The organism is Parachlamydiales bacterium, assembly GCA_041671045.1.
Classification (GTDB): domain Bacteria; phylum Chlamydiota; class Chlamydiia; order Chlamydiales; family JABDDJ01; genus JABDDJ01.
Genome location: JBAZCF010000017.1, coordinates 1 through 19,111 on the forward strand (window position 1 = coordinate 1; position 19,111 = coordinate 19,111).

A 19,111-nucleotide genomic window follows, 5' to 3' on the forward strand; every position below is an offset into this window, starting at 1 on the left:
GGGACTGGAAATCCGCGCTTACTCGCTTTACTATCCAGTTCGAACATCGGATGACAGCGCGCTAAGCAAAATCCCGTTTACACAAAATTCGGGACACCCTCGTAGGCGCTGCAATGGTGGTTTCAAATTCCCCAATTTCGGCTACGACATATGCAATATGGTGATTGGTGTCAATCGCAATCCAGTCTGTCGAATTGCCCTTAAATTCCCCTTGGCTGCAAGCGAGAATCCTGGCATCACCCCAACTGAACCCGTCGCCCAAATAGTGCTGAGATTGAACAATGACTTGAGCAAGTTTGTGCATCTGCGCTCCCTTGTCACCAGTCTGTATCGAATGACCTCGCGCAATGAAGAAATGCTGGCTGATTGTGTGTCGAATCTTTCCGTTTGTATGTGGCGATATGACATCTTCTGCCGTATTGGGACCGCGCACCCCGTAGTCTCCGAATAGCCATTTGATCTGCGGGTACTCGGTTCGGAGGGTTTGCCAAAGCAACATTTCCTTCCTTATCACTTTGCCTGTCGTGTTTTGCTTCTTTACGGCACCATCGATGGTTGCTGGAAGCGAACAACCGGCAGTTGCGAAGAATCTGAATCCCATTGGTCCAAGTAGATCAACGATCCCACTGGTTTGGTCGATCAAATCCTCCAGGGAGGTTCCGGTAATATCCCCAAAATCGACAAGAATCGCACACCGACCTGCTTTAAGACTTAGGTCATCCAAAATGCCGAGCACCTGGTCCTCAAAAAATGTTGGGTCAGCCGAGTCTTCGATGGCATGCGAATCCAAGCGGAGGCAGAAGTACTTGTCGTCCGAGAGATCTAGCCCCTGAAGTGCCAATCTGTAAGGCTGGCTATCCCACCTGTCGTAGCCAACGACCGGAATAACGTCCACGCCAAGTGATTCGAGTTTTTCGTAGACATACGGAAGGACATGTTCTCCTGTTTCAGTCGTGGCGTCCGCCGGCCATTGAAACGCATCAACCAGAGCGGATTGCCCCACGCGAACCTCAGCGATTTTCTCTGCGATCTCGTCCAGATAGTCACACGTCAGCGCATCCGAGTCCTTGAATCGTGCTGCATTTCGGATCGACTCGCCAATTCGCCCTACCTCAAAGAGTGGGAGCATCTTCCGTAGGTGGGACTTCTTGGCATTTGACAAGGCTTTAAGCTCGCCAAGCTTTGCTTTTATAACTGGGAGGTAGTTTGCGGACATCTCAAGCCTCATCTTCTGTAGTGGACACGGAGAACATGGTTCTGACTTGGTTAAGACCAACAAGGTCGGTAAAGACGCGGTAGTTGCCAGTCTCTTTGCGGAGCCTGCCTGCAATGATGGCAGGATGTATTTTCAGTTCCCGAGACAACTTATCAATGGACTCTTTGCTAGGCGAGATAAATGCGTCGCTTCGTTTCCAAATGAGTCGAGGGATGAAAGCCTCGCGGGCAAGGCGATTGGCTTCAGCCTCGCGTCTATCCTCAGAGGACGCATCCAAGTCATCCAGGAATGCTTCGTCGCTACCTGAATGCTTCCATATATGGGCGACCTCATGGAGTAGCGTGAACCAGAAATTATCTAAGCGGTCATGCCTGAGAGTAAGTCCGATGATCGGGGTTCCGTCCGCATCCTTCAGGGCTGCGCCGTCTAATAGCGTTCCCTTAAGGTGCGGTTCAACGATTACCGCAACTCCATGCTTTCCCAAATATTCAATTGCGAGCAAGGGACCTTGGTCGTACCAACTTAGCTGGGCCAACTCGCGAAGAAAACTGGTGGACAACGCTTCTTGCTCGAAGACGCCTAACGATGACTTTTTCTCTCTTGCTTTCTGAATAACTCTGGCCAGCCAAGCATACAAAGAATATCGAGTGGTAGGAGATTGCGCCTCACCAACCAAGGTACGGCGGAAGGACGCTGCACCGAACTGCAAGCCAGCTTCAGATATGAAGTTCTTAACCACGTCTTCCACGGACGACGTTGCCCTGATTGCGGCGCTTTCCAGCCAGCCGCGCTTTGCCATTTCCTTAACTGGGAATTTTGACCAATCGATAGCGCTCTTTTGTGGTGCGGCATCAGGCATCGATAGCCCGACTAGAGTGTCTGCTGAAATGCCTAGTCCAATGGACAGAGCCCGGATCATTTGCACCGTAAGCGGTCTTTTTCTTCCTAATACCTCAGAAACACGGCTACTTGTGCCGAAATAGGGTATGAGATCGGCCCGCTTAAGACCTTTTTCATGCATCCGAAAGAGAATTGCATCTATTGGATCGGGGCTTTCGACGGGGTATTTGGCGTTTTCGTACGCTTCGAGAAGAACAGTAAGCAACTCAAGCTTGTCGCTTTGCTTGGAATTGAGCGGTACCCCGGACGCCATTAGCGTTTGAACCTCTTCGAGGTAACTACGATACTGCTCCTCAGTTCTAATGACTTTAGTTTCCATGGATGCCGTCTTTAGCTTCTAAATCTGTAATTAGGGCAATGCCCTGTGGGAAGGCGATCAAGAGACATACAGCCCAATTGCAGTTACCAATAGGGAATATGAAATGTCCATCGCTACCTTTTCGGATGTTGGGGAACTGAGAAACTACGTCGGAGGGATGCTTCCACTGCGCATTGATTACCTCTGCTACCCAGTTAAGCAGCCATTTCTTGACCTGCTCATCTGAGCTTTGCAAATCTCTGAGTCGATCTCTTCCGATAAGTCGCATATAGAAACTCCCAATCTGGGAGCGATTATTATCCTTCTAAATGTGAATGTCAACTCTCCCATAATGGGATATTTGAATGGGGAAGATGCCGCGCTCACCGCCTCTGATGTTTATGGTGCGGAATCTACCGCGTTGGCGAACGTCCCGGTCATTAGCACCTAGTTATGTGCTACACTGATTTACGTGAATATGTTCCAAGGAGGCCAAGATGGCGAATGTTAACTTTACCGGGGCGGTAGATCGCGACCTGCTCAAGCGCGCCAAGGTCATTGCCGCCAAGACGGATACATCGGTGAACGCACTGTTCAACGCTGAGCTGCGCCATCTGGTGGAGACTTTTGAAGCCGCCGAGACCAGCAGCAACCAGAACTTCAGGGTTCTGCTCGATTTCTCGCTTGGGCGGCTTGCCGACGACGAGGCCATGCGTGCGCTGGGCATCGACAGTGAGGAAGAGATGTTCCTGTTGATGGCACAAGCTCACTTGCCAATGCCGAGGCTGCCAGAGGCCGTTACGCGCAGCATGGTCGATAGTCTGCACGCGCTGCCGTCCTGAGCGGGCGACCTGATGTCGTCGAATGTTGTTCTGCTGCCGGACGCTGGGCCACTCATTACGTTGGCCTACGCGGACGCGCTCGACGTACTGTTTAAACCTCGCTGGTCCGTCATGCTGGTCGACATGGTCCTGCACGAAGTCACGCGGAACCAGACGCCGACCAGTAAGAAACTGGCGAAGTGGGCCAAGTCCAAAAAGCTGCCGGTAGTTCCGACCAAGACCTTTCAGCACTACCAACGGACAGCGCCCGCACGCAAGTCGAACCTTGGCGAACTGGCGATTCAGGAGGCCATGAACGACTTCGCCCTTGAACAGCCGCCGAAGACCGCAGTGTTCCTGTTCGAGGACCACAAGATAGCCCGCGCCAGTTTTCACGTGCCGGACAACTGCCGCAAGATCAGCACGCGAGCCTTCCTGATATTCCTTGAAGAAAAAGGCTGGCTTGAGTCGGCGGCGGATGTTGAACGCCGTGCCTTGCAAGCCGGACGCGCCTTTTCCAGCCTGCGGTTTCCACCGTAAGGCTGAGTTGTCCGTAACGGTGTAGCGGCGAATTCCGGTCGCCTGATACGTTTGCCTTAATGAAAAGAATAGTTACTTCAAGAACTTTCATGCTTTCTGATGCAGCCCAAACCATAGGCCAGATTGCTAGTTAGGCGAAAAAGAAGCATCACAAATAACGCAAGTTAGAAGAATCTGGGTCGCGGTTGTCAGGCGAAAATGCCGATTGCCTTGACAGGCCGTCCGACATTTAACATTTAGCAAAGATGACAACCTACGTCGACAATATGCAGATAGTATGGCGCGGAAAGCGCTGGTGCCACCTCGTCGCGGATTCGCTCGAAGAGTTGCATGATTTTGCTTTGCGCTTGGAATTGAAACGAGAATGGTTCCAGCAGAATGCCTCATATCCACATTACGACTTAACTATCGAGCTGCGCGAGTTGGCCTTAGTTCTGGGCGCAACGAAGGGAAATAGATCGCAAATCATCGGATGCGCCAAAATCTTGAAGGAACAACTGATGCAAAGCAGAAGAGAGTTGTGTCGGCCGAATCAAATGGCATTGTTTGAATAATGATCACAATCAAGAAAGCCCGCGTCAGCTTTCCTGATCGGACATCTCTTCAGACTAATAGCTAATATGTATATAAGTGCTGAGTCGCTAGATGATCTGTTGTTGAAGGTCTACGAAAGACTTCTTAAGGTCAGAAAAAAGGTCTTGCCACGTAAAGGCTCAAATGCCGAATTGCAGGGAGTTTTGCTTAGGATCGGTGATCCAAGAATGCGGTTTAGCCGCACCGAAATTAAGAGTACGCTAGTGAGTTGTCTTGGTGAGCTCGTCTGGTACCTATCAGGCTCGAACGAATTGGCGTTTATTCAGTATTACATTGAGCGCTATGGTCAGTATTCCGATGACGGCACGACTATTCACGGAGCATACGGTCCGCGAATGTTTTCCGATGAAGGTACTAGCCAGTTTTCCAAGGTTAGAGATTTATTGAAGCAGCATTCAGACACACGAAAAGCTGTAATTCAGATATTTGACGCGTCCGATACGGAGCAGGAGTTTAAGGACGTTCCGTGTACATGCACATTGCAGTTCATGGCTCGTTACGGTCGCTTGCATTTGTTCGTAAACATGCGCTCTAACGATGCCTATCGAGGATTGCCGCACGATGTTTTTGCGTTCACGATGATCCAAGAAATCATGGCACGTAGCCTCGGCTTGGAACTCGGAACGTACAAGCATGCCGTTGCGAGCCTTCATCTCTATGATGACTGTAGAGAGAGTGCGGAGCAATTCATTAGGGAGGCGTTTCAAGAGAAGATTCCCATGCCTCCAATGCCTAAGGCTGATCCATTCCTTTCCATTCCAGTTGTTTTGGACTACGAGAGAAGGATTCGACAAGGTGAAAGGGTTCCCGTTCGGTCTATTCCGATTGATCCGTATTGGGCAGACTTGATAAGGATTCTTCGCTTCCATTCATATGCGAAGCGTGGCCGGAGCCGTGACGCTAATTCCACTGTTGTGAGATACATGCATTCCAATGTCTACGACGCCTACTTTAGAAAGGTACAAGCTAAAGCACAGGCCAAAGAAGAAGATCTACCGCAAAAGGAATTGTTTCCACCTGTATTGAGCGAGGCAAGCGATGAAGTACCCTCTCGATAACTTGCTTAAGCGTTTGGACGATCCTGTTTTTAGAGGGACAAATGTTATTTCTTGGGGTAGTCCAGTCCCTTCTTTTGGCGATCTGTCGCGGTCCACCGTTGCCACACTTGGTCTGAATCCAAGCAATCGAGAATTCGTTGACCCTGCAGGAAATGAGTTGGACGGTGCTTTTCGGCGGTTTCACACATTGAAATCCCTTGGATTGAAAAAGTGGTCAGCGGCAAGTACTAAGCACTTGGACCTGATTTCCATTTCGTGTCGGGACTACTTTTCGCGCAATCCTTATGATCAATGGTTTCGAGGGCTTGACCAGATCATTTCGGGTACAAAAGCTTCGTACTATGGTAGTTCGGCAAATGCATGTCACCTCGACTTGATTCCATATGCAACAACTTGTAAGTGGACCGAGCTGACAAGCCAGCAACAATTATCACTATTGAATTCAGCTGGGGATACGCTGGGGCTGTTACTAAAAGCCGCGCCGGTTAGGCTCTTAGTTCTGAATGGCGCGAGCGTCATCAACAACCTAGAGAGACTTTCCGGCATCAAGTTGGACAAAAAGCCGATTCGAGATTGGACGCTCCCAAGGAATTCCGGTAAAGGCATTGAGGGGTTTGCCTATCAAGGAACTATAAGGGAAGTGGCAGGAATACGGCTCAGTCGAGATATTCACATACTCGGCTTTAATCACAACATTCAAAGCAGCTTTGGCGTTACAAATGAAGTCAAGTTATCAATTCGACGTTGGATATCAAGTGCTGCAGAAGGAGTACTTTCTTGAGGCCTGGAGATAGAGCCCTAGCGAAACAGATCGACGATTCCTTAAGGGAATTCGACCTAAAGAAACGTCCTCTTGTCGGAATCAAAGATGCGGCCTATCGAGCTTCACTTGTTGAGCAAATTGTCGAAAGCGAACGGCGCATTCGATTTATTACCCGACTGCGGGGATTGAAGGATATCAACCAGCAAGTTGCCGATCCAGGGAGTGAACTATTTGACCCGTTCAGGGCGGCATTGCTAATGCATCGCAGTGGCATGATCGATGAAGCATCTTGGTTGGTGTTTCTTTCAGTTCATTTCGGGAAACCTAAACAGACTGGCTGGCGATTGGTTCGCGATGTCTATGGTCAATTGGGCGCTGGTGTGAATTGGGATTGGGAGCGAACGAGCAAGGACGTGCAGTCATTTCTGATATGGTTGGCGGCCCATCTGCACACATTAAAGGGCGCGGATGGTGTAAAGCGGCGTTTCGGCAATCATCGCAAATATCAGAGCCTTCATCCCTATTCGCCAAGTGGAACGGGGGCTGCTTTCGGCAGTTATATCAATTGGGTCGGACCCGCAAGAAAGCATCAGGTATTTTTTCAACAAGTCTCAAACGCCGCAGGCGGTGATCCTCGAAAAATGTTTTCCGACCTCTACGAATCAATGTCGGCAGTTAGTTCCTTCGGACGAACGGCCAAATTCGACTATTTGACGATGGTAGGCAAATTGGGTCTGCTGCCGATTGAGCCCGGGACAACATATATGCAAGGCGCTACAGGGCCTCTCTTGGGCGCCCGTCTCTTATTTGCGGGGAATAAGAACGCTAACCTTAGCCATAACACGCTGGAATTGTGGTTAATCGAACTAGAGGCTGATCTGCACTTGTATTTTGGTATGCAGATCCTTGAAGACGCCCTTTGCAACTGGCAGAAAAGTCCTGGGGTGTTCCGTCCGTTTCGTGGCTAGTTACCTACTCGGCGTTCCATGTATAGCGTGATTTTAGGTTGTTGAAATGGTTTCGCTTGAGCACTTTTAGGTGCTGCAATTGACCAACTACGATGCCGGGCGAGATACCTATGCTCTTTGCAAATCTCACTATGTCCCAAACATTTGCGCGGAGTGCTAAGAGGCGCGGCTGATACTCCGGTGGAATTAAGGTGGTAGAAGAGAATTCATTGGCCTCGGTCTCCTCTTTGTCTGAACAGGGGCCCTCACCTTCTACGAAAAGACCTTTCTTGTCGTGAAGTAGCAGGTGGCCTGCTTCGTGAAATAGTGAGAACCAAAAGTGATCGTCTGACAGGTAGCGGAAACTAAGTAACATAACCGCCTTGTCCGGTGAAACAAAGAAGGTCGCTCCGCTAGCTCGACACCCGGATGGTGTGCGAAGGAAAACTATTGCTACACCGCACTCGGCGCACAACTTTCTTAGCGTCGCGACAATATCTTGAAGATTTTTTAGGCGAGTAACGGCGCGAATTTTCGGCAATGTGGCTCTAAAACGTACAGCGTCCCACGTTTGGCAATCTATTGACGCACTTTCAATAGCCCCTTGCCGAAGCCAAGCTGCGGTTGCTCCCGCATGTGATTCAAACGAGGCCGATTTTCTGAATGCCGCGCCGTCAAATACGTCGGCATACCTTTCTCGCCACGACGACAAATTTGATGCACCAAAAAATGCGAGGCAAGCCGCAACGCCTTCGCCAGCGCTCTGAAATGGCTTGATCCAGCCAAACTGGACCATATCTTTTACTGGCAGACCCTTAAGCCAATGCTCCTGCTCTAGGTGCCTTGCACTCTCCAAGCTGCGCGTCAAATCGCTCCTATACTGTGCTTCGCGGTTAAGCCAAAAAGCCGGCGATGCCCCTAGAGTTCTTGCGAGATTTTCAGCAAGCTCTTCTGTAACGGGAGACCGGCCTTGCAGCAAATTGGCTACGTAATCTGAGGTTGCACCTATGCGCGTAGCGAAATCGGACGTAGACCATTTCCGTTCTCCAAGAAGATCAGCAATGGTGTCGCCGGGAGGGCATATCCAGTCGGGGCTAAATTGGCCGGTGCTAAGCATATTCGCTCCCTATTTTAATAATTTGGATGCGGGTTACCCTGCTCCAATCAACGAGATTTGTTGCTAATACTGGGAGTGCAGCGTGATTGGATCGGAAAATCATGGTGTGTCCATCCACTAGATCTACTGCCATATCCCCTGCTCGACTGTCACCGAGTTCGCGAGGATTTCCTGCAATCAGATCCTTCACAGACGTAGCGGCCCGCAAGTCGGCAAGACGGTGCTTTAACGCTGCGGCCACTCTTTCCCCGAGTTCGCGCCTTGCTAAAGCCTCAGCCTCACATATTTGTCGAAGCTGCTTATCGGAAAATGCGAGATCCAACGCCATCAATCTATTTCAATGGTAGAAGCAGCCACTCGATTTGGCGGATTGGGTAGTGGCATATCGATTTTCCAATTTATCATATGCCTGCTTGTCGATGAGTAGCTATTGCTCAACTCCGGTTTATCGCAGGGCTAACGATCTAGGTAACAGGCTGGCCGCCATTGGCCACCGAGAAAGAGAAGACGATTGAACGCGCTCGACGCAGAAACGAAGACTCATGGCGGCCAGTCCTTGCTGACCGACGGGTTCGACCCCAAGCCCCGGCAGACCATATTTTCGCCGTGCCGGACCTACCGCTACGCACTGTGGCGCGAGTGGATCGGAGGCGAAGGCTACGCGATGTTTGTGGGCCTGAACCCGAGCACGGCGGACGAGACGCAGGACGATCCGACGATACGGCGCTGCATTGCCTTTGCGAAGGCATGGGGCTACGCCGGCCTGTGCATGACAAACCTGTTTGCGTTCCGCGCCACCGACCCGAAGGACATGAAGGCCGCAGCCGATCCGGTAGGGCCGGACAACAACAAACACTTGGGGATGCTGGCCCATCGCGCCGGGGTAGTTGTGGCGGCGTGGGGCGCGAACGGAACGCATCGGGGGCGAGACGCCGAAGTGCGGGCGATGCTCGACCAGGCGCTGCACTGTCTGGCGCTGACGAAGGACGGCCACCCCGGCCACCCGCTGTATTTGCGGAAAACACTGACTCCGGTTCCGATGGGGTCGAACAGTTATTCATGCGCGGAAACGTCCGGGTTGCTGTCAATAAAACGGACACGGTCGAAATGCCTTTAAGGTACTGAATGACGTGGAGATTATCCGATCCTGGTCTCCTTATCAATCGACAATCATACGGACCGAGCCACTCCGATGTAGCCAACACGTCGACTGCTCGCTTTCCCTGAACGACTTCTGTTCAGGAGATCTCTGAAGGACCGGTTCTGGCCCGAATCTGAAAAGAAGGCTGGCATCCAACGGATGCCTCAGTTGCTCTGATCGACACGCTCGCGCAATTCCTTGCCAGCCTTAAAGTGTGGGACATGTTTGGCGTCCACCATCACCTTTTCACCGGATTTTGGATTGCGCCCGATACGCGGCGGCCTGTAGTTCAGATCAAAGCTGCCGAAGCCGCGAATCTCGGTGCGATCACCCCGTTCAAGTGCGGCGACCACTGCATCAAGAATCGTCTTCAACGCGAAATCAGCATCCTTCGCCACCAGTTGCGGGAAGCGCGCCGCCAGCTTGCCGGTCAGTTCAGATTTGGTCATAGGTCGCGTGCCCGACGCGCTTCTACTTCAAGGCGTCAGCCAAGTCCTTGTCGGTTACTTTCCCTGACCGATGCAGCCATAGCAGGATCGCCAACGGCTTCGGAATGTTCCGACCCGATTCGTAACGGGAGCCGCCCGACTGCGTGACGCCATAACGCGACCAGAAATCCTTCTGATTGAGGGTCTCTTTCTTGCGGGTAGTACCAATGTCGGAAAAGTCGAGTTTCTTCTTGCGGGCCATGGCGACCTCCATTGATGATGAGTGGAAACGGCATGCTATACCAATGCTAAACGGTGCGGGGCAACTCGATACAGTCAGCGGCACCGGCCTGAACCCGGAAAGACAGGATTTGGAGGCCGCGTACTGGCAAAGTTATTGCGGCTTGACCCATGCTCAGCCATCCGATTAGCATACAGTACGGCGCGTTTTGCGCCGTGCCGCGCCGCCACAAAAACTCCGGCAACTGCCGACACCAGCGAAAGCCACGACTCCCAAGGTCGTGGCTTTTTGCGTTCTTGGGTGCCGGTTTGCCAGCAGCGCGGCTCACTTTTCATGGAGCTAATCGCTATGTGTCAAACATCCAAAATCGACGAAGCAACCAGCCCCTCACCGTTACCGACCGTCCAGGACCGAACTCGCCCGCTGTTTTCGCTCGGGAGAATCGTCGCTACCCCTGGCGCACTCGCGGTATTTGAAGAAAACGGCCTCAACCCGTATGAATACCTCGGCCGGCACCAGTGCGGCGATTGGGGAACCGTGCCACCGGAAGACTGGAAGTCCAACGACGAAGCTCTTGTTCATGGCGGGCGAGTGCTTTCCGCCTACATGGTGAAAGGAACGAAGATTTGGATCATCACCGAGTGGGACCGGTCTGTTTCGACATTGCTGCTGCCGAGCGAGTATTGACATGGGCATCCTTCAGTCACGCAATGAACTGGATATCGAATTCGCCGACCACGAATCGCAACGACCGCTACGCGATCTGATCCTACTGTTGCCACATATTCAGGCCAGGAGAGTCGGTGGCGAATTTCACATTGACTGGCAAAGTGCGGCCCCGGAGCTTTTACTTCAGCTTGGCCACAATGCCGAAATAACCCAGCGCACCGTGAATCGGGGCGTAGCGGCAATCGGACGGTTACTGGTAGCAGTCAGCCCGGAAGTGGGTCTCGGCGAAATCCCTGCCGACTGCGTGGAATCAATAGGCTGGCTTTTGGCGGAACTCGGCGACTTGGGCTCTACGTCGACCGAAATACTGACAGCGTGCCAGAGGTACACGTCTGATTATTCGCCAGACAGCCCGCTGGAATTGACCCCAACCGCACGACCGTAGGTCACCCAGCCAGTCCTCTTCAGCGGCAACTATGCCGCTTTCATTCAAGCCAAGTGGTTTCACAAAACAACAGTTAGTGAAACAGGTTTTGTGCTCGCCATTGGCATATTCACAAAGGAACCCAGCAATGAACGCCACCGATCATCGGCGCAAGGCATCCGTGCGCCCATTACTTACTGAAGTCGAATACCTCGAAGCAACCAGAGCGCCATCGACCCGGCGCGAGTACGCGAACGATGTTCGTCTGTTTCTTGAGGCGGGCGGGACGATGCCGGCGTCAGTCGATCAGATCATCGCCTATATCACCGAGATCAGCAGCAGGCTTGCCGTGGCAACTATCGAACGCAGACTTGTCGCCATTCACGTAGGCCACCTTGAGCAAGGGCATCCGTCGCCGGCATCCGACGCTCGCGTTCGCCAGTTGATGAAAGGTGTCCGTCGCAGCCTTGGCGTTGCACAGAGACAAGTCAACGCCATCGAGAAAGACATCTTGCTCGATCTATGGTCGGTCGCAGCCAAACGTAAGCCAGTATGGGCGGCACGCACCGTTGCCTTGCTTGCAGTCGGCTGGGCGGGCGCGTTCCGCCGTAGTGAGTTGGTCGACCTGACGTGGGAGTGCGTGACGTGGCTGGATCGTGGGCTTGAAATCACGCTGTTGTCGTCTAAGGTCGATCAGATGGCGGCGGGCTTTGTGAAGTTCATTCCGATGGCACACGGCGACCGGTGCCCGGTCAAGGCACTGAAACATTGGCAGGACGTGTCAGGCATTACAACCGGTCCCATTTTTCGCTCGGTCGGTCAGAACGAAAGCATCGGCAGCCGGTCGCTCTCGACGCACGCCGTCGCCAAGATCATCAAGCAACTCATTGAGGCCACCGGGCGCGACCCAGCGCTTTTTTCAGGGCACAGCTTGCGGGCGGGGTTTGTCACGACGGGGGTTTTGGCGGGCGTCCAAAGTGCTGTCCTGACACAAGTGACGGGCCACAGGTCCGAAGTCACCCTCCAGAAATATGTGCGAATCGGCAAGCGGCGGCAGATTCCGTCGCTGCTGTAAGGGGGCTAGCAATAACCACGATGGCGGTGGTCATCCACGCACAAGTTTGCTAGCTCCGGTCGTGCTCGCAAGTGTTGGAGGCAGCTTTTGACCTCGGCGTTGATCTATTGGTGAGGCGGTACGAGGCAGCCCCGCAGCAACATCCCGAAATGCCATCAATGCCGCCTCAAGATGGTCAATGATCTCTTGCTGTAAGACGTCCGGCGGCGGCAGGTCATCCAAATTTTCGAGGCTGTCGTCTTTTAGCCAGAAGATATCAAGACTGGCCTTATCTCGTGCCATCAGGTCTTCGTAACTGAAGTACTTGAAGCGTTCTGTCTCGGTCCGCTCGTGCCGGTTGTCGGGGTTGTAGCGGAACACGAAGTCTTTCAAGTCATCCAGTTTCAGCGTCCGCGTCTTCAGCGTGAAATGCTTATTGGTGCGCAGGTCGTAGAACCAGACGCCCTTGGTGTGACTCTGGCCGTCCTTGGGTTTGGCATCGAAGAACAGCACATTCGCCTTCACGCCCTGTGCGTAAAAAATCCCCGTGGGCAGGCGCAGCACGGTATGCACGTCGCAGTTTTCCAGCAGCTTGCGGCGGATTTTTTCGCCTGCGCCACCTTCAAAGAGCACATTGTCCGGCAACACCACGGCGGCTTTGCCATCCGACTTCAACATGCTGACGATGTGCTGTAAGAAGTTGAGCTGTTTGTTCGACGTGGTTTCCCAGAAGTCCTGCCGTTCGTAGGTCAGTGCATCCTTGTCCTCCTCACCTTCCTCGTTAGTAAAGGTCATGCTGCTTTTCTTGCCGAACGGCGGATTGGCTAGAACGTAATCCACCTTTCGCTTGGGCTCGGCAATCAGTGCATCCGAACGCTCCACCAAGGGTTCGCCATCCAGTTCGCCGATGCTGTGCAAGAACAGGTTCATTAAGCACATGCGGCGGGTGTTGGGCACGATCTCATTGCCGTGAAAGGTCTTGTCGCGAAGAAACTCTTTCTGTGCCTTGTTAAGTTTTGCACCGGGTCGCGTAAGCCAGTTGTAGGCCCCAAGAAAAAAACCTCCGGTGCCGCAAGCTGGATCGGCAATTGACTTCATGGGCTCCGGCCGCACGCAGGCCACCATCGCTTCAATCAGCGCACGCGGGGTGAAATACTGTCCGGCGCCGCTTTTGGTGTCTTCCGCATTCTTTTGCAGGAGTCCTTCATACAGGTCGCCCTTGGTGTCGGCATCGAGGCTGATCCAGTTTTCGGCGTCGATCAATTGCACCAAGCGCGAGAGCTTGGCAGGGTCTTGAATCTTGTTCTGCGCCTTGAAGAAGATCGCACCCAACATGCCGGGCTCTTGCCCCAGTTTGTGCAATACCGCCAGATAGTGCGATTCCAAAGGCTCGCCCACTTTCGGCGTCAGGCTGGCCCAGTCATAACCCTTGGGGATATGGGTGTCACGGTTATAGGGTTCTTGCGCATACTCGTGCGCCAGCTTCAAAAACAGCAGATAGGTTAGCTGCTCAAGGTAATCGCCATAGCCCACGCCGTCGTCGCGGAGAGTGTGGCAGAAGTTCCAGACCTTCTGGACCAAAGTACTTGTATTCATATCAGGCCTCTAACAATTCTTGTATCCATGGGTGATCTTCACTGCGCTGTCCACGCAGGAGAAAATGCATATCACCACTGAAGGGCGCATCACGATCAATAGCACGCCGCAGTCGGGCAGCAACAGTTTTAAAGTCCTGTTCACGGGCCGTGTCTTGGGTGGCCTGCTCAAACAATCGCTTGCCCTCATCAACATCAGACATTAGTTGAACAGCAGCTGTATGGCGCCTTTTGCAGGTTGGCTCATAGTGCAGATGGAAAACCTCAATGGAGATTTCTGCTCGCTGCTTGGCGACAGGATCATTACTGGTCGTGCAAGGTTGCCCGTTCTCCTGCTGGCAACCCAAGAGGCGCCAGTCGGCCAGCTCGCAAGGGTCTAAGAGCATGGGGCGCTCCTGGGTTACCGGACCCGCCACGTAAACACGATTAGCCTCGTTGACCAGTGGGAATCTATCGGCCTTTCCACCAACAGTGCCAGCCTCCACGTCCTTACGGCGGCTGTTGCAGTAGGTGCAGGCGTAACGAAAATTGGTCGGATCGAATGCTAGCCAACGATAACCGGAGTGCGGGCTGGCAGCGTCGCTCACGCGGCCCTTGGGTCGAAAATGATCTACCGCGTTATCTGAACGGTCGACGTGCGTTTCGCAATACCAGCATTTGTCATGCAGAAGATCTGCCAGACCATTTTTCAACTCGCGCCAAACAGTGGAGTGGTCATTGGGGTCTGCGCCACCAGCAACAGCCAGCGCAGCAACTTGAGCCCGCTGGAGCCAACCTGCTGGCTGAACCAGCTTAGAACGATCCACATACCTCAAGGCGAAACCTCTCCGCTGCTGCCAGGCTCATTCGCAAGCAGCTCGGCGATCAGACGTTTGGCGAGGGATTCGCGCTCCACGCGAGGCATTTGCACAACCTTCTCTGCAAGCTGTTGTGGGCTATCAACTTCAAAGCGCTCTACCAGCAACGCATTTCTCAGGCGCAGATAGCGAGAGTACTCATCGTCCGGATGAAAAAAGCGGAAACCGAGCCTGTCCAGCTTTACGTTGATTTTGTCTAGTTCGCGCTGCTCGTCCTTGCTTAACACTTCCTTAGAAGCAAACGCTCTCTGTGCCTCCAGAAGGAGCTGGGTCGGCTGGTCAAGTGACGAGGCAATACCAAACATGTCACTGGTAACAATCGCGGCATAGCCCATGCCCTGTGGTGCAGTCTCTGGATAGCACGCGACGATTCGTCGGCGTTCATCGTCTTTGGTCAAACGTAGAATTTGCACCTGCTCGCGATCCAGCTCCGCGACAGCAAGCGGATTGTGCGTCGTCAAAACAATGTGGCTCGTTTCATCCTGCTGTATTCCACTTGAGATGAATTTCTTCAGGTACGTGATGTAATCCACGCACCAGCGCGGATTCAAGTGCGTGTCCGGCTCATCCAAGAGGAACAGGCTTTCGTCTTCGGCGGTAAAGCGCAATAGGCCCAGCACTGTCAGCAACTGCTGTTCACCTTCGCTCAGCTCGCGGAAGGTCACACTGCCGTCGTTCTTTTTGAGGCGCACGCGGATGCGCACCTCTTCTATCAGCTCTGAGACATAGGTGCTCTCCAAATCCCGAAAGAACTTTGCTGGTGCTTGATTGCCCACCAAGCGCCGCAACGCGGCAATGTCCTTCACGTAGAGATACTTGAAACGCAGGGTTTCCTTGTTCCAGATTGACGTGGACACGCGACGGCTGATGTCAACGGGCGCCAAAGCAATGTCATACAACCGAGCAAGGAAGTCGCGTACCACGCCCCGTGCATTCCAGAAGCGCGGGTCTCCATCGATGGCTTTTGATTTCCATGGTGGTTGTCGCAACACGAAGAGTACCGATTCAATACCTTCATCTGGATCAAGGCCGAGGTGGTCGTCGAGAAATGCCCGCACCACGTCGGACTGTTGAATCAAAAAGGCCAACAATACGAACTGACTGTGCACGGGCATCGCGTAGAACAGGCGCTTTAGCCCCGGGTCTTCGCCATTGCGCAGTTTGCTGTCGTAGCCTTCCAGGTAGGGGCGGAACACCTCGTGCATGCGCGGGCTTTCACCCGAGTAATAGCTGAACACGTAACTCGGCAAATAACCGGTATCCGCGTTCAAGAAGGCAGTGAGTTTGATCGGCTCACCCAGAGGCGACTTGTCAGCATCGTCCCCGAAATCGGCTACGCTATGAATCAAGTCGTTTTGCTTGATCTGCTTGGCGTCAGCGACACGGATGAGAAATGGATTCTTTTCTCGGTCCGGGTCGGCATCGATGTGAATGTGACGAAGGTTCTCGCCCGCGCCCATGCGGTAAGCCAATTGGAAAGCAAAGGCGGGTGTGCGTTTCTTGCCGATCAGATCGCGAAAGATGATAGCCAGCGCTTCCAGCACGTTGGATTTACCGGTGCCATTCCAGCCAATCACCACCGTCACCCAATGATCCTGATCGAAGTCGATAGTGACGTTCTTCAGATTCTTGAACTGGTGCGTCGGACTATCTTTGACGCTGCCGATGGTTAGCTTGTCCAGGCGCATGGTCAAGCCGCCAACAGCTTCAGCCGGTCATGTAGCTTGCGGCCTTGGGTATCCGTGACGGGTTCTACGGCTAAACGGCCAGCCTTATCCAATGCCCGCAATTCGGCATAGAGCGCTTCGAGCTGCTCGGTCTGTGCGCCATCAGCCACACCACAGCGGCGGAATGCCTCTTGGGCGGGCAGCCAATCGCCCGCCTCGGCGAGCACGTCCATCAGTTTGCTCACCATAGCGGCGATCTCCTTTTGTTGTTTGGCCTTGCGTACCTTCGGCTGCTTGTCACGTTCATCCCGGTCAGCGCGAATACGTTCCAGCAACACGCTGGCCGGTTCGTCGTTGGTATCTTGCGGCACTAACTGACCAGAAAAAGCGGCTCTGAGAATGTTTTTGCGTTGTGCGGCGGATTGCTTGAGGGATGTTTCAACGTTTTTTAGCTGCTCCACAATTTCGCTCGTTTGGGCATGAAGTGACGAAACTATTACCTTCTGCTCGTCGAACGGTGGAAGCGGTATTGCAAGAGCAGCTAGCTTTGACCCATTGACATTTGCTTGCCCAACTTGCTGAACCACTACCGATTTAATCCAGTGTTTGCCGTACGCCGAATTGATGAACGTTGATGCAAGCTCCGGGATATAGCTCTCACAGAACCGCACGCTAATCAAATAGGAGGCGAATGAGCATGGCGACAATTGCGAGCGATACACCGCCGTCTTGCCGACCAACTCAGGGCTGTTTGTCCGATTGAATAGCAGATCGCCATCTTGCAGATACAGGCCAGGAAATTCATCGTGATCGGCAGGTAGATACTTCAAGTTTGAAAAATCTAGATCGCCATCTTGAATATTGCCCATTCGCAAAATCGGAACACCAGTAGAGTCCTCATTGGTCTTTGACGATGACCCGTATTTCTGCTCGGCAGTAAGTTGGTCAACGCTCGCCCAGACCCACCCATCCGGCAGATTTGGCAAATCGCTGGTATCGGGCTGCACCGGCTCGGGATATTTCTCCTGCCAGTCTCTAGGCTGGGGTTTGCCTTGCTCTGCGAACTTGGCGCGTTGCTTGGCTTCCCAGCGGGCGCGGCGTTCGGTGAGGATGCGTTGCAGCAACTGCGAGCCGGTTTCCAGCGCCGTATCGCCAGCACCGACTTTTCGGGACGCACGCCACTCGGCAGTCAGCGCACCTTCCACGGCGGCTTTCAACAGCGATTGCCGGTATTGCCCCAGCTTTTTCTGCGCGGCCTTGAGTTCGGCCACCCCGGCATCGAGGTCGGAGAGCAATTCTTCGAGTTTTTCGACTATCCGTGTCTGCTCGGGACGAGGAGGCAACGGTAGTTCAATTTCGCCAATGGTCTTTGAGGAAAGATGTTTTACTGTGATCGCAGATGTATTGGCGTTGATCGCCGCAAGATAACCGGGCAATAAGTGGCCCAGGAATGCTTTGGAGTAAAAGTTTTCATCCGGCGTGATTTTGCAAACACGCTGGTTCAATAAAGCTGGAACGGCTCCCCAATAGGCTGAATTGAAGTCGCCGTCCATGCCAACAACAAGTTCCCCTTGCCTGACAACATAGGCGTTGTCGTAAGTGCCTCGGAAGTAGGTTGATGTCGTCCCGGTAAGCACATCTCGAATTCGGATTAGAGGATGCCCTTCCGTGATGCTGAACATAGCTGAATCAAAGGGGGCGCCGTTCAAGATCGTAGCAACCTCGATAAGCTGAACTCTTTCCCATGACGAATGCTTTGTGAGAAGCCCTGTTTTATCGTTGTCGATAACTTCTCTTACGGTCGTAGTGAACGCCATTACGCAACCAACTCCTCATTCATTTCGTTCATCAGTCCGTCGAGCTGATTACCAAACAGCGCCCAGACTTTCTGCAAGCCGCCTTTGCCCGCCAGTTCCGCATAATCAAAATCGTCGCGGCTGATGCTGCAACTGCTGGCGATGTGGTCTTTCATCAGCCGCAGCCATTCGGTTTGCTCTGGCGTAAAAGCTGTGGCGCGTTGGGCATTGTGGCGAAAGATCCATTCCTGAAAGCGCTTATCGACTTGCTCACTGAAGGGTTTGAGTTCGGCTTCTAGCCCCAGCGCAAAACGCACCAGTGACACCAGATCGGTGAGCTGGCGTTTGCTGTCTGTGCCTTTCACCTGACCGGCTTGTACGCGGGCATAGGCGCTCCACAGTCGCTCAGTGGTCAGCATCAGCGGCGGGCGGCTGAGCGCTTCATGCAGCTCTTCGATTATGGCGAAGGTGAGCTGGCGGCGCTGGTAGGGCTGCTGGTAGAAGAAGCTCAGCGCGGCAATTTCGTCCTTGTGCTGGGCGATGTAAGTTGCGAAGCTGCCGATCACCCTCTTGGCCTGCGTTTCCGCTTGCTCGCTGAAACCTGAAAAAGTGACTTGATCGAGGTTGATATGGTCGATCAGTTGCTCGCGTTCGCGGCGGGCGGCTTCGATTTCGTCGCGCAGGGCCGGTTGATCGAAGGGGGCGCAGGCGGCAGCGACACGTTCAGCGCGGGCAGCTTCGATTTCTTCGGGCAACAAGGTTTCTTCGCTGCGTGTGATGCCCTTTGCCTGTGCGGTCGCTAGTGCGGCGGCAACGATGGCGTCGGGGTTGAGCGCGGCAACCAGATCTTTGCCCAGTGGGGGTGTCCTAAAGTTTGTGTAAACGGTCCCAAGGCAGGAAACTGCCGCCCTTCAAAGAGGACCGAAGATGACCGTACCGAAAGCTGTACCTGCTGACCTGATAGACGAGTTGCTGGCGAACTACA

At 53.3% G+C, this 19,111-nt stretch carries 23 protein-coding genes; 10 read left to right on the forward strand and 13 right to left on the reverse strand.

Going from position 1 to position 19,111, the window contains the following annotated elements; translation table 11 throughout:
* Nucleotides 1-61: 61 nt before the first annotated feature.
* From WC222_12325 to WC222_12335, 3 genes are read right to left on the reverse strand one after another with little or no spacing between them, the layout of a single operon-like run.
* Complete coding sequence (locus tag WC222_12325) at nt 62-1,216, reverse strand: beta family protein (GenBank protein MFA6917171.1); 1,155 nt, start codon at nt 1,214-1,216, stop codon at nt 62-64.
* Nucleotide 1,217: 1 nt separating this feature from the next.
* Nucleotides 1,218-2,435 (reverse strand): ImmA/IrrE family metallo-endopeptidase, encoded by a 1,218-nt coding sequence (locus WC222_12330; protein ID MFA6917172.1) that lies wholly within the window; start codon nt 2,433-2,435, stop codon nt 1,218-1,220.
* Complete coding sequence (locus WC222_12335) at nt 2,425-2,703, reverse strand: type II toxin-antitoxin system HigB family toxin (protein MFA6917173.1); 279 nt, start codon at nt 2,701-2,703, stop codon at nt 2,425-2,427. Before WC222_12335 ends, WC222_12330 begins: the two co-directional genes overlap by 11 nt.
* A 208-nt stretch (nt 2,704-2,911) precedes the next feature.
* On the opposite strand from WC222_12335, the gene WC222_12340 reads away from it, so the two are divergent.
* The 3 genes from WC222_12340 (at nt 2,912) to WC222_12350 (ending at nt 4,329) form a co-directional block, all read left to right on the forward strand.
* Nucleotides 2,912-3,256 carry a hypothetical protein gene (locus WC222_12340; protein ID MFA6917174.1) on the forward strand — a complete coding sequence of 115 codons (345 nt, stop codon included), beginning with the start codon at nt 2,912-2,914 and terminating at the stop codon, nt 3,254-3,256.
* Between the two features lie 12 nt (nt 3,257-3,268).
* On the forward strand, nt 3,269-3,775 hold the full coding sequence (locus tag WC222_12345; protein MFA6917175.1) for a hypothetical protein: 507 nt from the start codon (nt 3,269-3,271) through the stop codon (nt 3,773-3,775).
* Between the two features lie 245 nt (nt 3,776-4,020).
* Nucleotides 4,021-4,329 carry a DUF4031 domain-containing protein gene (locus tag WC222_12350; GenBank protein MFA6917176.1) on the forward strand — a complete coding sequence of 103 codons (309 nt, stop codon included), beginning with the start codon at nt 4,021-4,023 and terminating at the stop codon, nt 4,327-4,329.
* Nucleotides 4,330-4,764: 435 nt separating this feature from the next.
* Here WC222_12350 and WC222_12355 read toward each other — a convergent pair whose 3' ends face one another.
* A complete protein-coding gene (locus tag WC222_12355) occupies nt 4,765-5,076 on the reverse strand; it encodes a hypothetical protein (GenBank protein ID MFA6917177.1) in 312 nt (103 codons plus the stop codon).
* Nucleotides 5,077-5,088: 12 nt separating this feature from the next.
* Between WC222_12355 and WC222_12360 the strand changes: the two genes are divergently transcribed.
* From WC222_12360 to WC222_12370, 3 genes are read left to right on the forward strand one after another with little or no spacing between them, the layout of a single operon-like run.
* A complete protein-coding gene (locus tag WC222_12360; GenBank protein ID MFA6917178.1) occupies nt 5,089-5,427 on the forward strand; it encodes a hypothetical protein in 339 nt (112 codons plus the stop codon).
* Entirely contained in the window at nt 5,408-6,208 is an 801-nt protein-coding gene (locus WC222_12365) for a hypothetical protein (protein MFA6917179.1), read from the forward strand. The genes WC222_12360 and WC222_12365 overlap by 20 nt, the downstream gene beginning before the upstream one ends.
* Nucleotides 6,205-7,158: a hypothetical protein gene (locus WC222_12370; protein ID MFA6917180.1), complete on the forward strand. Its 954-nt coding sequence runs from the start codon at nt 6,205-6,207 to the stop codon at nt 7,156-7,158. Before WC222_12365 ends, WC222_12370 begins: the two co-directional genes overlap by 4 nt.
* Before the next feature lie 4 nt (nt 7,159-7,162).
* Here WC222_12370 and WC222_12375 read toward each other — a convergent pair whose 3' ends face one another.
* Complete coding sequence (locus WC222_12375; GenBank protein MFA6917181.1) at nt 7,163-8,254, reverse strand: ImmA/IrrE family metallo-endopeptidase; 1,092 nt, start codon at nt 8,252-8,254, stop codon at nt 7,163-7,165.
* Entirely contained in the window at nt 8,247-8,582 is a 336-nt protein-coding gene (locus tag WC222_12380; GenBank protein MFA6917182.1) for a hypothetical protein, read from the reverse strand. The genes WC222_12375 and WC222_12380 overlap by 8 nt, the downstream gene beginning before the upstream one ends.
* A 183-nt stretch (nt 8,583-8,765) precedes the next feature.
* Between WC222_12380 and WC222_12385 the strand changes: the two genes are divergently transcribed.
* The gene (locus WC222_12385; protein ID MFA6917183.1) at nt 8,766-9,371 is read left to right on the forward strand and encodes a DUF1643 domain-containing protein; all 606 of its coding nucleotides are present in this window, start codon (nt 8,766-8,768) and stop codon (nt 9,369-9,371) included.
* 188 nt (nt 9,372-9,559) lie between these two features.
* Here the strand turns inward: WC222_12385 and WC222_12390 are convergent, their stop codons facing one another.
* Together WC222_12390 and WC222_12395 are read right to left on the reverse strand one after the other, a co-directional pair.
* The gene (locus WC222_12390; protein MFA6917184.1) at nt 9,560-9,844 is read right to left on the reverse strand and encodes an integration host factor subunit beta; all 285 of its coding nucleotides are present in this window, start codon (nt 9,842-9,844) and stop codon (nt 9,560-9,562) included.
* A 22-nt stretch (nt 9,845-9,866) separates the two neighbouring features.
* The gene (locus WC222_12395) at nt 9,867-10,085 is read right to left on the reverse strand and encodes a hypothetical protein (protein ID MFA6917185.1); all 219 of its coding nucleotides are present in this window, start codon (nt 10,083-10,085) and stop codon (nt 9,867-9,869) included.
* 267 nt (nt 10,086-10,352) lie between these two features.
* Here WC222_12395 and WC222_12400 point away from each other — a divergent pair, with 267 nt between their 5' ends.
* The 3 genes from WC222_12400 to WC222_12410 all read left to right on the forward strand — a co-directional run bounded on the left by WC222_12400 (nt 10,353) and on the right by WC222_12410 (nt 12,232).
* Entirely contained in the window at nt 10,353-10,751 is a 399-nt protein-coding gene (locus tag WC222_12400) for a hypothetical protein (GenBank protein ID MFA6917186.1), read from the forward strand.
* A 1-nt stretch (nt 10,752) separates the two neighbouring features.
* Entirely contained in the window at nt 10,753-11,178 is a 426-nt protein-coding gene (locus WC222_12405) for a hypothetical protein (protein ID MFA6917187.1), read from the forward strand.
* A 127-nt stretch (nt 11,179-11,305) separates the two neighbouring features.
* Complete coding sequence (locus tag WC222_12410; GenBank protein MFA6917188.1) at nt 11,306-12,232, forward strand: site-specific integrase; 927 nt, start codon at nt 11,306-11,308, stop codon at nt 12,230-12,232.
* 30 nt (nt 12,233-12,262) lie between these two features.
* Here WC222_12410 and WC222_12415 read toward each other — a convergent pair whose 3' ends face one another.
* From WC222_12415 to WC222_12435, 5 genes are read right to left on the reverse strand one after another with little or no spacing between them, the layout of a single operon-like run.
* On the reverse strand, nt 12,263-13,807 hold the full coding sequence (locus tag WC222_12415; protein MFA6917189.1) for a class I SAM-dependent DNA methyltransferase: 1,545 nt from the start codon (nt 13,805-13,807) through the stop codon (nt 12,263-12,265).
* Between the two features lies 1 nt (nt 13,808).
* The gene (locus tag WC222_12420; protein ID MFA6917190.1) at nt 13,809-14,612 is read right to left on the reverse strand and encodes a hypothetical protein; all 804 of its coding nucleotides are present in this window, start codon (nt 14,610-14,612) and stop codon (nt 13,809-13,811) included.
* Between the two features lie 5 nt (nt 14,613-14,617).
* Nucleotides 14,618-16,351: an AAA family ATPase gene (locus WC222_12425; GenBank protein MFA6917191.1), complete on the reverse strand. Its 1,734-nt coding sequence runs from the start codon at nt 16,349-16,351 to the stop codon at nt 14,618-14,620.
* A gap of 2 nt (nt 16,352-16,353) precedes the next feature.
* Complete coding sequence (locus WC222_12430; protein MFA6917192.1) at nt 16,354-18,147, reverse strand: restriction endonuclease subunit S; 1,794 nt, start codon at nt 18,145-18,147, stop codon at nt 16,354-16,356.
* Nucleotides 18,147-18,884 (reverse strand): type I restriction-modification enzyme R subunit C-terminal domain-containing protein, encoded by a 738-nt coding sequence (locus tag WC222_12435; GenBank protein ID MFA6917193.1) that lies wholly within the window; start codon nt 18,882-18,884, stop codon nt 18,147-18,149. Before WC222_12435 ends, WC222_12430 begins: the two co-directional genes overlap by 1 nt.
* Nucleotides 18,885-19,111: the final 227 nt, after the last annotated feature.